General features: G+C 71.2%; 13 protein-coding genes. 4 read left to right on the forward strand and 9 right to left on the reverse strand.

All coding sequences use genetic code 11. From position 1 onward, the window contains the following. Window positions 1-9: 9 nt before the first annotated feature. Complete coding sequence (locus QA861_RS28480; RefSeq protein ID WP_334591473.1) at window positions 10-1,596, reverse strand: AMP-binding protein; 1,587 nt, start codon at window positions 1,594-1,596, stop codon at window positions 10-12. Between the two features lie 64 nt (window positions 1,597-1,660). Here QA861_RS28480 and QA861_RS28485 point away from each other — a divergent pair, with 64 nt between their 5' ends. Genes QA861_RS28485 through QA861_RS28495 form a run of 3 tightly spaced genes read left to right on the forward strand, consistent with a single transcriptional unit; the run spans window position 1,661 to window position 4,173 of the window. Beyond that, on the forward strand, window positions 1,661-2,683 hold the full coding sequence (locus QA861_RS28485) for a 2Fe-2S iron-sulfur cluster-binding protein (protein ID WP_334591475.1): 1,023 nt from the start codon (window positions 1,661-1,663) through the stop codon (window positions 2,681-2,683). 46 nt (window positions 2,684-2,729) lie between these two features. Beyond that, window positions 2,730-3,449 (forward strand): enoyl-CoA hydratase/isomerase family protein, encoded by a 720-nt coding sequence (locus QA861_RS28490; RefSeq protein ID WP_334591476.1) that lies wholly within the window; start codon window positions 2,730-2,732, stop codon window positions 3,447-3,449. 7 nt (window positions 3,450-3,456) lie between these two features. Then, window positions 3,457-4,173 carry an alpha/beta hydrolase fold domain-containing protein gene (locus QA861_RS28495; protein ID WP_334591478.1) on the forward strand — a complete coding sequence of 239 codons (717 nt, stop codon included), beginning with the start codon at window positions 3,457-3,459 and terminating at the stop codon, window positions 4,171-4,173. On the opposite strand, the gene QA861_RS28500 is transcribed toward QA861_RS28495, so the two are convergent. The 4 genes from QA861_RS28500 to QA861_RS28515 form a co-directional block, all read right to left on the reverse strand. Further along, a complete protein-coding gene (locus QA861_RS28500; RefSeq protein ID WP_334591480.1) occupies window positions 4,154-5,761 on the reverse strand; it encodes a GMC family oxidoreductase in 1,608 nt (535 codons plus the stop codon). The two genes, QA861_RS28495 and QA861_RS28500, sit on opposite strands and share 20 nt — an antisense overlap. 102 nt (window positions 5,762-5,863) lie before the next feature. After that, window positions 5,864-7,126, reverse strand: a complete 1,263-nt coding sequence (locus tag QA861_RS28505) for a metal-dependent hydrolase family protein (RefSeq protein ID WP_334591482.1) — start codon at window positions 7,124-7,126, stop codon at window positions 5,864-5,866. Then, entirely contained in the window at window positions 7,126-7,455 is a 330-nt protein-coding gene (locus QA861_RS28510; protein WP_334591483.1) for a hypothetical protein, read from the reverse strand. Before QA861_RS28510 ends, QA861_RS28505 begins: the two co-directional genes overlap by 1 nt. 49 nt (window positions 7,456-7,504) lie before the next feature. Further along, entirely contained in the window at window positions 7,505-8,788 is a 1,284-nt protein-coding gene (locus tag QA861_RS28515; protein ID WP_334591484.1) for an aromatic ring-hydroxylating oxygenase subunit alpha, read from the reverse strand. A 342-nt stretch (window positions 8,789-9,130) separates the two neighbouring features. On the opposite strand from QA861_RS28515, the gene QA861_RS28520 reads away from it, so the two are divergent. Beyond that, the gene (locus tag QA861_RS28520) at window positions 9,131-9,985 is read left to right on the forward strand and encodes an NAD(P)-dependent oxidoreductase (RefSeq protein ID WP_334591485.1); all 855 of its coding nucleotides are present in this window, start codon (window positions 9,131-9,133) and stop codon (window positions 9,983-9,985) included. On the opposite strand, the gene QA861_RS28525 is transcribed toward QA861_RS28520, so the two are convergent. The 4 genes from QA861_RS28525 to QA861_RS28540 all read right to left on the reverse strand — a co-directional run bounded on the left by QA861_RS28525 (window position 9,961) and on the right by QA861_RS28540 (window position 12,971). Continuing rightward, entirely contained in the window at window positions 9,961-10,635 is a 675-nt protein-coding gene (locus QA861_RS28525; protein WP_334591487.1) for a TetR/AcrR family transcriptional regulator, read from the reverse strand. The two genes, QA861_RS28520 and QA861_RS28525, sit on opposite strands and share 25 nt — an antisense overlap. Window positions 10,636-10,736: 101 nt before the next feature. Further along, window positions 10,737-11,567 (reverse strand): NAD(P)-dependent oxidoreductase, encoded by an 831-nt coding sequence (locus QA861_RS28530; RefSeq protein WP_334591488.1) that lies wholly within the window; start codon window positions 11,565-11,567, stop codon window positions 10,737-10,739. After that, window positions 11,564-12,064: a DoxX family protein gene (locus QA861_RS28535; protein WP_334591489.1), complete on the reverse strand. Its 501-nt coding sequence runs from the start codon at window positions 12,062-12,064 to the stop codon at window positions 11,564-11,566. The genes QA861_RS28530 and QA861_RS28535 overlap by 4 nt, the downstream gene beginning before the upstream one ends. Further along, on the reverse strand, window positions 12,057-12,971 hold the full coding sequence (locus QA861_RS28540) for an alpha/beta hydrolase (RefSeq protein ID WP_334591490.1): 915 nt from the start codon (window positions 12,969-12,971) through the stop codon (window positions 12,057-12,059). Before QA861_RS28540 ends, QA861_RS28535 begins: the two co-directional genes overlap by 8 nt. Window position 12,972 lies beyond the last annotated feature (1 nt).

Consider the following 12,972-nt stretch of genomic DNA (forward strand, 5'->3'; position numbering starts at 1 on the left):
GATCCTCCTTCACTGATTTCGAGAATCATATTCTCGCTCTAGGGGGGTGGCAATGTTCCTGCGGAGGACGAACTTCTTGACCTTGCCGCTCGGCGTCCGCGGGAAGTCGTCGACCTCGTGCACCTCCTCGGGCCATTTCTGGCGGGCAAGACCCGATCGTTCGAAGTGCGGGAGCACCTCGGCGAGGCCCGGAGCGGGCCGGCCGGGCAGCATGCGCAGCACGGCCGCCGTCCGCTCCCCCAGCCGCGGGTCGGGCACGGCCACCACGGCCGCCTCCGCCACGCCGTCCAGCCCGAGCAGTGCTTCCTCCACCTCCGCGGCGCTGATGTTCTCCCCGCCACGGATGATGATGTCGGCCTTGCGGTCGGTGATGGTCAGCCAGCCGTCGGCGTCCAGCACACCGATGTCGCCGGTGCGGTACCAGCCGTCGGCGTCGAAGGCGGCGGCGGTCAGCTCGGGGTCGGTGTAGCCCAGGCAGAGGTCGGGGCCGCGGGTGAGGATCTCCCCGTCCTCGGCGAGCCGTACCTCCGCGCCGGGCAGCGGGAGCCCGTCGCAGTGGAGGCGCTTGGCGGCCGGACCGTCGTACGGAGTGCAGGTCACCGAAGGGTGCTCGGTGGAGCCGTAGGCGCGGAAGACGGTGATGCCGAGGGACTCCAGGCGCCTCGTCACGGCCGAGGCGATGGCCGCGCCGCCCAGCCCCGCGTACTTCAGTCGCGCGATGTGCTCCGGGGTGCAGTCGGGATGGTCGAGCAGGCTGGTCATGTAGTACGTCGCTCCGCCGCCGACGGTCAGACCCTCGGACCGCATGAGCGCGAGCGCCAGGGCCGGGTCCCAGGTGTCCCCGAGGTTGACCGGGGAGCCGTCCAGGACGGGGATGAGGAACGCGTTGACCATGCCGATGAAGTGGCCGACCGGCGCGACCGTCAACTGCCGCCCCCGGTCGGGGGGATAGCTCGCGGCGAGCTGACGGGTCTCGAAGCCCAGGGTGCGGTGGCTGTGGATGACGCCCTTGGGGTCACGGGTGGTGCCGGAGGTGAACGCGATCAGCGCCGGGGCGTCCGCGTCCACCGGCACGACGCCGGTCATCGGCTCGTCGGCGAGGAGTTCCTCGAAGTCCCGGCCCACGGCACCGACGACCGGGACGTCCGCGCACAGCTCCGGGCGGAACTCCGTCCGGCCGAAGCGCTCGGCGCCGAAGAACGCCTTCGGGCGGGTCGCCTCGACGATGTAGCGGACCTCCTTGGGCCCGTAGAAGTGGACCACCGGAACGACGACGGCGCCGAGGAGGGCCGAGGCCCAGAACACGGCCGCCGCCTCCATCCAGTTGGGCAGTTGCATGACCACCACGTCGCCGGGGCCGACGCCGCGTGCGCGCAGACCCGCGGCCAGCCGCCGTGCCGTTCGCTCCACGTCGGCGAACGTCCCCGACCAGGGCCGCACCTCGGAGTGCACCCGAAACCGCACGTCCCCGGCCTTGGCCAGCCCGTCAGCGAGCAGGTCGCCCAGGGTCTCACTGGTCCACCAGCCCTCGGATTCGTAGCGCGCGGCAAGTCCGGACGGGATTGGCCGCAGGGCTCCGGGGGGAATCGTCGTCATGACAGGAGCTCCTCCCTCGGTATGAGAATTGCACTCTCCCATAGTGAGAAGGTAACTTCCATACATGGCACGGGACCACGGCTTCCATCCGATGCGGATCACACGGGTCGTCGACGAGACACCGGACGTCCGTACGTTCGCTCTCGACGCGCGCTTCCCCTACCTGGCCGGGCAGTTCTTGACGTTCAAGGTGTGCGGGACCCTGCGCAGCTACTCGATGTCGTCCTCGCCCGACACCGACGGCGAGGTGTGCGTCACGGTCAAGCGAGTGCCCGGCGGGCTGGTGTCCGGCTGGATGCACGAGCAGCTGAAACCGGGCGACACGCTGCAGGCCACCCTCCCCAGCGGCTCGTTCTGCCTGCGCGAGGACGCCGCCGACCGGCCGCTGGTCGCCTACGCGGGCGGAAGCGGCATCACGCCCGTGTTCTCCCTGGTCAAGACCGCGCTGGCGACGACGCGGCGCAGGGTGAGACTCCTGACGGCTCATCAGACCGCCGGATCGGCCATCTTCGCGCGGGCGCTGGACGCGCTCGCCGTGCGCTATCCCGACCGCCTCGACGTCCGCTCGCACCTCGACGACCGGGACGGACTGGTCGGCGCCGAGGAGATACGGGCCCTCGCCGACGGAGCCGAGGAACAGGGCGGCCCGGCGGACTTCTACGTCTGCGGGCCGGAGCGGTTCATGGCCCTGGTGGAGAGCACCCTGACCGCTCACCGGGTGGCCCCTGAGCGCATCTTCGTCGAGCGTTTCGTGCCCGCGTCCACCGTCGCGGCACCCGCTGGGCTGCCCGACCCCCTCGCCGAACCCGTCGCCGCGACCGTGACCGTGGACCTGCGCGGGCAGCGCCGCAGCGTCCCGCAGCGGGTCGGCGAGACCCTGCTGCAGAGCGCCCGCCGGGCCGGCTTCACACCGCCGTTCTCCTGCGAGTCCGGGGACTGCGCGACCTGTATGGCCCTGCTGACGTCCGGCGAGGCGAAGATGCGCGTGAACAACGCCCTGGACGCCGACGAGGTCGCCGAGGGCTACGTGCTCACCTGCCAGGCCGAGCCGACGACCCCCGACGTGACCGTCGTGTACGAGGACTGACACCGACAGACACCTCCGTACTCGCCCAACAACCGGAAGGCCGCGCATGGTTGAGCTGGAGCTGGAGGACGGCCTGGCCGTCGTCACCATCGATCGCCCGCACGCCCGCAACGCCATCGACCTCGGCACCATGGGCGAGCTGGAGAAGGCCCTGGACGCGGCCGAGGGCGCGAGCGCGCTGGCGGTGACCGGGGCGGACGAGAAGGCGTTCGTCTCCGGCGGAGACCTCAAGGAACTGGCGCGGCTGCGCACCGAGGCCGAGGCCTCCGGGATGGCGCTGCGGATGCGGACCCTGTGCGACCGGATCGCCGCCTTCCCCGGTCCGGTGGTGGCCGCGCTCAACGGGCACGCGCTGGGCGGCGGCGCGGAGATGGCCGTGGCGGCCGACATCCGGATCGCCGCCGACGACATCCGCATCGGCTTCAACCAGACGAAGCTGGCCATCGTGCCCGCCTGGGGCGGCGCCGAACGGCTGGCGCGCCTGGTGGGACCGGGACGGGCCCTGTTGCTGGCCGGCACCGGAAGCGTGCTGGAGGCAGCCGAGGCGGAGCGCCTCGGACTGATCGACGTGGTCCTGCCCCGAGCGGAATTCGGCGACGCCTGGCGGGAGACGGCCCGGGCCCTCGCCACCGCCCAGGCCCGCGAGATCAAGAACCTCACCACCCGGACCCGTCCGGCGCGCGAGGCGGCAGCCGCCTTCGCCCGGCTGTGGGTGGCCAGGGAACACTGGGAAGCGGCGGAGAGGGTGATGTCCCGTGGTAAATGAAGTACGCGTGGAAGAAGGGCCGTTCGGTCCCGAGGTGCGCCCCGAGGGCGCGAGTGCCGCGCAGACGGTGCTGTATCTGCACGGTGACCCACGGCTGGCGGGCACCCCGCAGGACGCCCTGCCAACCGCACGGGAACTGGCCCGCCTGACCGGATACGCCGTCGTCTGCGCCCGTTACCGGCCCCGCTTCCCCGAGGCCCTGGACGACGTGCTGGCTGCCTGGGAGCACTGCCGTGCGGGCGGGCCGGCAGCCGTCGCCGGCAAGCGGCTCGGCGGGGCCCTCGCCGCGAGCCTGCTGCTTCGACTGCGCGACGCGGGCGCGCCGTTGCCCACCTGTGCGACGCTCTCCTCCCCCGTGCTGGACTTCACGCTGGACGCGCCCAGCCTGCTGCTCAACGCCGCCGCCGACCGCATCGTGGACGCCGAGGTCCTGCCGATCCGCGCGGCGACCTACGCCGGGACCACGCCGCGCGACCATCCCCTGCTCAGTCCCCTGCACGGCAATCTGCACGGTCTGCCGCCGCTGCAACTGCACGCGGCCGGAACGGAGGTGCTCCTGGACGACACCCTGTCGTTCGCGACCCGGGCGGCGCACTCCGGGGTCGCGGTCGACATGCGGATCCACGAGGACTCCGCCGCTCAGGGACTGCGGCAACTCGAGGCGATGGCGGAGTTCCTGCGCGCCTGGTGCCCGAACGGACTGCTCACGCCTCGTCGCGGATGAACTCCGCGGCACGCCACGCCATCGCCATCACCGGCCCGTTGAGGTTCCCGGACACCATCACCGGCAGGACGGACGCGTCGACCACCCGCAGGTTGTCCACGCCTCGCACCCGCAGCTGCGTGTCCGTCACGTCGTCCGCACCTGAGCCCATCGCGCAGGTGCCGATGGCGTGGAAGCCGCAGTAACCGCCGTCGAGCGCCGAACGGACGATGTCGTCCTGCGAGTCGGAGCTCACGTCAGGACCGGGAAACGTCTCGTGGCGGATGCGGGAGGCGATCGGGTCGACGGCGAAGAAGTCCCGCAGCCGGCCGAAGAGGTCCGCCGTGACCTGCCGATCGTGCTCCGAGGAGAAGTAGCCGGGGTCGATGTCGAGTCCGGCGTCGGGGTCGGCCGAGGTGATGGCCAGCGCCCCCTCGGAGGTGGGACGCAGCGCCATCGCACAGGCCGAGATACCCGGCTCCCGCTCCACCGACGCCGGTTTGCCCGGCTGCAGCGCGGCGAGGGACCAGGGGGCCAGCAGCACTTCGGTGTCGGGCCGTTCGCGCTCCGGGCGCGACTTGAGGAAGGCCATCACGTCGTAGGCGGGGCGGGCCAGCGGTCCCCGCCGGGTGAGCAGATAGGCGGCGCCCGTACGGGCCTGGGCGGCCGGGGTCGCCAGGAACCGGTTCACGCCCAGCTGGGCGTTGAGGCGAAAGCGCAGCGCCAGACAGCGGTGTTCGCGCAGCCGGGCGCCGACGGTAGGACGGTCCAGACGGACGTCCACTCCGGCCGACCGCAGCACCTCGGCCGGTCCGATGCCGGACAGCTGCAGCAGCCGGGGCGTGGCCAGACTGCCGAGACTCAGGATCACCTCACGCCGGGCGCGGACGTCCTCCTCCTGCCCACCGGTCTTGCGCACCCGGACGCCGACGGCCTTGTCCCCGTCGAACAGCACCCGGGTGACGGTGGTCTCCCGGGCGACGGTCAGGTTGGGGCGGGAGCGGGCGGGACGCAGGAAGGCGCGGGCGGCGCTGAAGCGCTGCCCGGCGGCGATGGTGGCCATCGTGTAACCGATGCGCTCACCGTCCTCCTCGTTGACGTCCGGTATATCGCGCAGGCCGAACGCCCGCCCCGTGGCGATGAGTTCGTCACACAGCGGGTCGGGGTCACGCACCGTGGAGACGCGCAGCGGGCCGGCCGCGCCGCGGGTGAGCGAGGGGCCGAGGGCGTTGTTCTCGATGGCCCGGAAGGCGGGCAGGACGGAGTCCCAGCCCCAGCCGGGGTTGCCGAGGCCTTCCAGTTCGTCCCAGTCGGCGCGCGAACCCCGGTTGTAGACCATGCCGTTGACGGAACTGGATCCGCCGAGCACCTTGCCGCGCACCCAGACCTCGGGGTTGCCGCCCTCCCGTACCGGGCGCGTGCGGTAGTGCCAGGAGAACGTGGGGTCGCCGAAGAGCTTGCCCACGCCCTTCGGGATCCGCAGATAGGGGTGCCGGTCAGCGCCGCCCGCCTCGACGAGCAGCACACGGTTCCCCGGTTCGCGTGAGAGCCGTTCGGCCAGCACACAGCCCGCCGATCCGGCCCCCGCAATGATGTAGTCGTACAACACGCTTCTCCCTGTGGGTGAACAGGGCCGCACCGGCGCCGCGCGGTCCCCTCAATGGTGTCCGCGCGGCGCCGGCCGGGTGGTGACGGGGTCCGTGTCGTTCGGTCAGGACTCCTGTGTGTCGTCGCGGTACACCTGACCGCCCTTCATCACGAAGCACACCTGCCCGGTGACGGACAGGTCGGTGAGCGGGTCGCCCGGCACGGCGATGACGTCGGCGAGCAGTCCGGGGGCGATCCGGCCCCGGTCGTCGGCGTCGATCAGGTCGGCGGCGACGGTGGTCGCGGCCCGCAGAGCGTCGGCCGGGCGCATGCCCCGGTCGGCGAGGGCGAGGAGTTCCATGACGCCTCTGCCGTGCGGGATGGCGGGGGCGTCGGTGCCGAGGACGACCTTGACCCCTCGCCGGATCGCCCGGGCGGTGGACTCGCGGGCGCGCGGGAAGACGTCCGCGGCCTTGGCCTGGAGCACCGGGTCCGCGTGCGAGGTGTTCATGCCCTCGGTGAGCGAGGTGGTGGCCACCAGGAAGGTGCCGTGTTCGACCATCAGGTCCAGCGTGGCGTCGCTCGCCAGGAAACCGTGTTCGATGCAGTCGATGCCGGCCTCGACGGCGGCCCGGATCGTCGAGTCGCCCATACAGTGCGCGGCGACCTTCAGGCCCGCGCGATGCGCCTCGTCGACGGCGGCGCGCAGTTCCTCGTCGGAGTACTGCTGTGCACCGGCGGGTCCGGTGTGCGACATGACCCCGTTGGACGCGCACACCTTGATGACCCGCGCCCCGTACTTGATCTGGTGGCGGACCGCCTTGCGCACCTCCGCCACCCCGTCGGCGATGCCCTCCGCCACCGTGAGGGGCAGTACGCCGGGTGCGAACGCCTGGAACATGGTGGGGTCCAGGTGCCCGCCCGTCGGGGCGATCGCGTGCCCGGCGGGCACCACCCGCGGGCCCTCGACCCAGCCCAGGTCGATCGCCTTCTTCAGTGCGACGTCCAGCAGCACTCCCCCGGTCTGCACGAACAGACCGAGGTTGCGCACCGTGGTGAAGCCCCGCCGCAGTGTGCGGCGGGCGTTGGCGGCCGCGCGCAGGGTCCTCACGGCCGGGTCCTCCTGGACGGGGATCAGCGGGCTGCGGTGGTCGGGGCCGCCGAGGAAGAGGTTGACCTCCATGTCCATCAGGCCCGGCAGCAGGGTGACGTCCCCGAGATCGCGCACGACCGTGCCCTCGGGCAGCCGGGCCGGCTGGATCTCGGCGATGCGCTCGCCCACCACCAGTACCTCACCCGGCTCGACGATCTCGCCCTTGTCGATGTCCAGCAGCCGCGCCGCCCGCAGAAGTACGGGCGTCTGTGCCGCCTTGTCCCGTGCGGCCATCACACGGCGGGTTCGATGATGGCGTCGATACTGGAGGGACCGCTGTCCGGAACCCGCGGCTGGCCCCATGCCTCCACGGGGAAGGCGACGGTCACCAGCGCGCAGAACGCCCACAGCAGGCGCTTGTCCTCCTCGCCGATCCCTTCGAGGCTGAGCTTCTCCATGTACTCGGTGTTCTTCTGCAACAGCGGGTACGCCACGTCGTAGAAGGCCTGCAGTTCTTCCATCGTGCTGCTGACGCGCTTGGCGTAGCGGGCCTTCTCGCCCTGGACCGCCCAGTCGGCGAACGGTTCCAGTGCTTCGAACCCGGCGGGAAAGACGTTGCCCATGTCAAGGTCTCCGTGTCTGTTCGGTGGGCGTCTTTGCGGGAAGGACGCCTCAGCCGGCGGGCGTCTTGGAGTTCTTCTGCTCGTACTCACGCACGAAGTTCTGCGTGGAACTGTGCAGATGGCGCAGCAGGATCTCCTGGTCGCAGAGCGGGAACTCGTCCACGGTGCGCCGCTCCAGCATCGTCTGCGTCGCCTCCAGGGTGTTGCCGTCCTGCAGGCCGTACTCCTTGAACGTCACCGCGGCGAGTTCCTGCTGCAGTCGCTGGAAGCCGTTCTCCGGCGGAACGAAGTAGCAGGTTCCCTCGAAGATGTGGGTGTTGTACGAGGTCGGCCAGTAGTGGTACGTGAGCACCCAGTTGGGCCGCCAGACCAGCAGCATGAAGTTGGGGAAGAACACGAAGGTGTCCATGCCCCAGACGTCGCTGCGGGTCGGGTTGATGGCCGACGGGAGCTGTTCGGTCGTCATACCGATGTCCGGGGCGTCCCAGGGTCCGAAGAGACCGCTGCGCAGCACCCGTTCGATCGGCTTGACCATCGCCTTCTCCTTGGGGGGCGCGATGCCGCCCCAGGAGGAGACCATGCTGTGCGGGCCGTCGATGTCGTACGACAGCGCCTCGTAGCCGTACTTCTTGATCTTGGCTGCCTCGCCGGCCTCGTACTGGCCACCGTGCAGGATCGGCGCGTGGTAGAACTCGGCGAACGCGTCGATGAACAGCTTCCAGTTGCTGCCGATCTCGGCGCGGTACTTGTGCACCTGGGTCAGCTTGTCGAACGGGTAGCCCTCGATGCCCTGCGCGAACTTGCCCAGGTAGTCCTTGAGGGGTGTGGTGTTGTCCGGGTCGAGGTTGACGAAGATGAACCCCTCCCACACCTCCGCCCGCACCTGCATCAGTCCGTACTTCGACTTGTCGATGTCGAAGAACTCCGACTCCTGCTGGACGAAGGCGAGTTTGCCGTCGAGGTCGTACCGCCAGGCGTGGTACTTGCAGGTGAACTGCCGACAGTTGCCCTTGGTCTCCTCGCTGGGGTAGTCGTCCCACACGAGTTTGTTGCCACGGTGCCGGCACACGTTGTGGAAGGCGCGCACCTCGCCGTCCGTGCCACGGACGACGACGACGGACGCTCGGGCGGCGTCCAGTTCCTTCGTGAAGTAGCTGCCTTTGCGTGGCAGTTGCTCCACACGCCCGACGTTCAGCCAGGTCCGGCGGAAGACGGCGTCTCGTTCGCGCTCGTAGAACTCCGGCGAAATCGAGTCCGCGTACGAGACGGGCCCTGTGTCGATCTTGAAGTGCTCGGTCCAGCTGCCTTCTTCAGGCTTGGGAAAGTGCGCCATGGGTCGGGAACCTCCGCTCAGGATGACACCGCCACGATAACAGTCGTCTCCATTTCAGAGAACAGCATTTCCATAAGTGCCTAACGTGCCGAGTCGTAGATGTTGATGTGGTTCCCGAGCGCTCGGTATCGTCGCCGACGCGACAACGGCCGACGCAGCGGCACTCCCCACACACACAACCAACCCGGCCGTCCTACTCATGACCGGAGCGCACACGATGGCGATTCACCGGACACCGCACCTCTCCCCGCTGGGCAACTCCGCCTGCTCCAACGTCCACAGGCTCCTCGGGGTCCACAGGGCCCACAGGGTCCTCGGGATCTTCTGCAGCCGGGAGGAGGCGTGAGCGGGCGACCGCCCGTGATCGGGTTCGTGGGTCTGGGCAACATGGGCGGCGCGCTGGCGTCGAACCTGGCGCGGGCCGGGTTCGAGGTGGTCGCGTACGACGCCGCCGGTCCCGCCCGGACACCGCCGGGTGCCCGCTGGGCGCCAGGAGCGGCGGAGGTGGCACGGGCGGCCGGGACCGTGGTGCTCAGCCTGCCGGACGGAACGGTCGGCAGACAGGTGGTGGGCGATCTCGCGGACGCCCAAGACCGGAGGGTCACCCACGTCGTGGACACCTCGACGGTGGGCGTGACGGCCGCCCGCGAGCTGGCCGCAATGGGCCTGGCGTACGTGGACGCGCCCGTCTCCGGCGGGGTGGCAGGAGCACGCGAACGCAGACTGATGGTCATGTACGCCGGGACCGACGAGGACTGCGCCCACGTGGAGCCGGTGCTGGCCGGGCTCAGCGACCGCCGGCGCAGGGTCGGCGACCGGGCGGGGCAGGCGCAGGCACTGAAGCTGGCCAACAACTTCCTGTCCGCGACCGCGCTCGCGGCGACCAGCGAGGCCGTCGCGTTCGGGCGGGCCGCCGGGCTCGACCCGGCCGTGATGGTGGAGGTGCTGAACGCCTCCAGCGGACGCAGTGGCGCCACCGCCGACAAGTTCCCCGACGAGGTGCTGAGCGGGCGCTACGCCTCCGGGTTCAGCAACACGCTGATGTCCAAGGACGTACGGCTCTATCTGGACGAGGTGGAGCAACTGGGCGGCGCCCGGACCGTGGGGGCGGTGACGGACGCGGTGTGGGAGGCGTTCAGCGCCGACACACCCGGCGCCGACTTCACCCGCATCTACCCCTTCGTGGCCGGGGACTGAGGCCCGACGTTCGTGGCCGGGGCCTGCGGCCCGGGGGGAGCGGTGGTGGGGGCGGTCGCGGTGACGTGAGCGCCCCCACCACCGCTGCCGCCGTCCCCGACGCCGAGCAGGACCGCCACCGCGTCCCGCACGATCTGCGGATAGCGGTCCGCCTCAGGGTCCACCAGCCACAGCTGGTGGACGCCCTCGACCAGCGCCAGGACGGCAGCCGCCGCGGCCGGCGCGCTCAGCCCGCTGGGCATGCGCTCCCCGTACCGTTCGGCGAGGCTCGCGGTCAGGTGATCCTGTAAGGAGCGGGCCCGCTGCCGGACGTAGTCGGCGGCCGGTTCCTGACCGGTGACCGCCTCGGCCAGCACCACGCTGTGCACGGTGGCAAGCGACGGGTGGCTCTGTTCGAAGGCAACGGCCTCGGCGAAGTCACCGCCCCAGTCCTCGCCGACCCGTCGGCCCGCCAGGTTCTCCCGGTGCAGCACTTCACGGAAGTCGAGCACCGCCACCAGCAGCCGCTGCTTGCTGGGGAAGTAGTGCAGGACGCCCTGGCGGGTCAGGCCCGCCCGCTCGGCCACCGCGTCGATCGAGGTCCCCTTGAAGCCCCGGGCAGCGAGAACCTCCAGAGCCGCTTCCAGGATCTGCTCAGGCCGCCCTGACACCAAGTCCTGCCTCTTCCGCCGGTGGACAGGTACCCGCCCACAGTACGTAGGAGCGACGCCGCGGGACGAGGGGTGGGACAGGATTCTCGATCACCGTTCACTCACCGTCCCATCAACGCCAGGGCGGCCAGCGCGGCCTCCCGGAGCTCGGACTTGCCGCCGACTCCGGCCCGGTCCGCGATCTCGGCGAACAGCCGGACGTCCTTGGCGAGCAGCCCGCCCGCGTGGGCGGCGATACGGTCCAGGGTGCCGCCCGCGTCGGCGATCCGGTCCAGCGCGAAGCTGGCCGCGCTGCCGCGTGGCAGGACCCGACTCAGTGCGTCGCGGTCGAGACCCAGGTCGGCGCCCAGCCCGAGCGCGTCGGCGGCCAGCCCCAACTGGGCGGTGAACAACAGATTGTTGAGGATCTTGGCGAGCTGTCCCGAACCGATTGGGCCGAGGTGGACAACAGGGTCGCCGAAGGTGGCGAACGCCGGCCGGCAGTAGGCGAAGACCTGTGGGTCGCCGCCCGCCATGACGACCAGGGTCCCCTGCTCGGCGGCCCGGCCGCCCCCGCTCACCGGCGCGTCCACGAGGGAGACACCACGCGTGCGGGCCAGCGCCTCCAGACGGCGGCAGGTGTCGGGGTGCACCGTGGAGTGGACGGCGATCACCCCGCCCCGGCGCAGCCCGGCGAGGACCCCGTCCGCACCGGTGACGACCTGCTCGACGTCGGCGTCGTCGACGACACACAGGCACACCAGGTCGCTCGCAGCGGCCAGATCGGCGGGCGACCGGGCCGTTTCGGCGCCGCTGTCCGCGAACGGGGCGAGGGTGGCGGGTCTGCGGGCCCACAGGATCGTCGGGTGGCCCGCCTCGATCAGGCGGCGCGCCATGGAGGCGCCCTGACTGCCGAGTCCGATGAAGCCCACCCGCAGGGGTTCTCTGCTCATGTTGTCCTCCCTGGACGCCAGAACAGGGCGAGCAGTCCGGCGGTCGCCGCCGCGCCCACCCCGAGTACGACACCGGCGCCAGCCCATCCGGTCACCTCGATGCCGGCCGCGGTGTCCACCGCGTACTTGCCCGGCCCCCACGCGCCGAGCGTCAGGGCCAGCACGCCCAGGACGAGGACGTACTCGTAGCCCTCCTTGAAGACGAAGAAGCCGTGCGGACGGTGCGCGAGCAGTCCGGCGACGAGCATCACCGACAGCACGGCCGCGCAGGCCAGCGGTGTCAGCAGGCCAAGAACCAGGAGCGCGCCCGCGCCGATCTCGGTGAGGACGCTCAGCCATGCCTGGAGCCGCGGCCGGCTCAGTCCGAGTCCGGCGAACCAACCCGCGGTGCCGGTGATGCCGGCCCCGCCGCGCCAGTGGTTCCAGCCGTGCGCCATCATGACCGCGCCCAGTACCAGGCGCAGCACGAGCACAGCGATGTCGGTGGCGTCACCCATTGCGCCGCCCCCGCTCCGTGGGCAGCGCGGGCACGCCCAGCGCGCACTCCTCGACGAAGGCGAGGACGTGCAGATGGTAGGCGAGGGCGGTGCGGCCGACGCTGGTGTTGTGCCCCGCGCCCGCCTGTTCGTGGAGCACCACGCGGGACGAGCCGGTGAACAGCGAGGCGAGGTCGGCCAGACCGTCCGGCCCGTTGGCCCACACCTGTTCGTGTTCGGCGAGGGTGATGTGGACCGGTACCTCGACGCGCGCGGCCAGCCGGGCGAGTTCCTCCCGCCAGCCCTCCCGGTGCCCCTCGTAGGCGGGCGAGGACGCGCCGATCCGGCGTCCGCCGTGCACGTCGGGCGGGTAGGCCTGCTGCGGGTACCACAGCGCGTGCCGGAGGCTGGGGCGGGTGCGGGTGGGGTCACTGCGCCACTCCTCCATCGCCCGGAGGGCTCTGGGGTGGTGCACCCGGCCCATCCCGGCCAGCTCGACGCCCAGCAGGTCCGCGCCCCGTGGGTCGCTCGCCATGCGGACGGTGAGTTCGCTGCCCGCCGAGTGCGCCCAAAGGAACACGCCGACACCGCGCTCACGGTCCTTCAGCAACGCCTCCAGGGCCGCGTACGCGAAGTCGGTGCGCTGTTCGGGCGTGCGCATGTGTTCCTCGTGCCCGGCCGAACTGCCGTAGCCGGGGCGGTCAAGGGCGACGACGGTGAAACCGGCCGCGGCGGCGGCGCGCAGGAGGGAGAGCCCTGGATGGCCGGGGTGGTCGAAGTAGGCCGAGGTGGTGGCGCCGCCGTGCAGCGCCACGATCACGGCTCGCGGGCGCGGTACCTCGGCCACCAGCGCGGAGGCCGGGACGCCGTGCACGTCGACGATCTGCCGGGCGACGGCGGTGGCCAGTTCGGGTTCGAGAGAGGTCATG

The sequence above is a fragment of the Streptomyces sp. B21-083 genome, assembly GCF_036898825.1.
Classification (GTDB): Bacteria; Actinomycetota; Actinomycetes; order Streptomycetales; family Streptomycetaceae; genus Streptomyces.

What these genes read in the sequence shown, in the direction of transcription:
- QA861_RS28480 (WP_334591473.1), bottom strand. Translation starts at nt 1,596, where the DNA reads ATGACGACGATTCCCCCCGGAGCCCTGCGGCCAATCCCGTCCGGACTT.
- QA861_RS28485 (WP_334591475.1), top strand. Translation starts at nt 1,661, where the DNA reads ATGGCACGGGACCACGGCTTCCATCCGATGCGGATCACACGGGTCGTC.
- QA861_RS28490 (WP_334591476.1), top strand. Translation starts at nt 2,730, where the DNA reads ATGGTTGAGCTGGAGCTGGAGGACGGCCTGGCCGTCGTCACCATCGAT.
- QA861_RS28505 (WP_334591482.1), bottom strand. Translation starts at nt 7,126, where the DNA reads ATGGCCGCACGGGACAAGGCGGCACAGACGCCCGTACTTCTGCGGGCG.
- QA861_RS28510 (WP_334591483.1), bottom strand. Translation starts at nt 7,455, where the DNA reads ATGGGCAACGTCTTTCCCGCCGGGTTCGAAGCACTGGAACCGTTCGCC.
- QA861_RS28515 (WP_334591484.1), bottom strand. Translation starts at nt 8,788, where the DNA reads ATGGCGCACTTTCCCAAGCCTGAAGAAGGCAGCTGGACCGAGCACTTC.
- QA861_RS28530 (WP_334591488.1), bottom strand. Translation starts at nt 11,567, where the DNA reads ATGAGCAGAGAACCCCTGCGGGTGGGCTTCATCGGACTCGGCAGTCAG.
- QA861_RS28535 (WP_334591489.1), bottom strand. Translation starts at nt 12,064, where the DNA reads ATGGGTGACGCCACCGACATCGCTGTGCTCGTGCTGCGCCTGGTACTG.
- QA861_RS28540 (WP_334591490.1), bottom strand. Translation starts at nt 12,971, where the DNA reads ATGACCTCTCTCGAACCCGAACTGGCCACCGCCGTCGCCCGGCAGATC.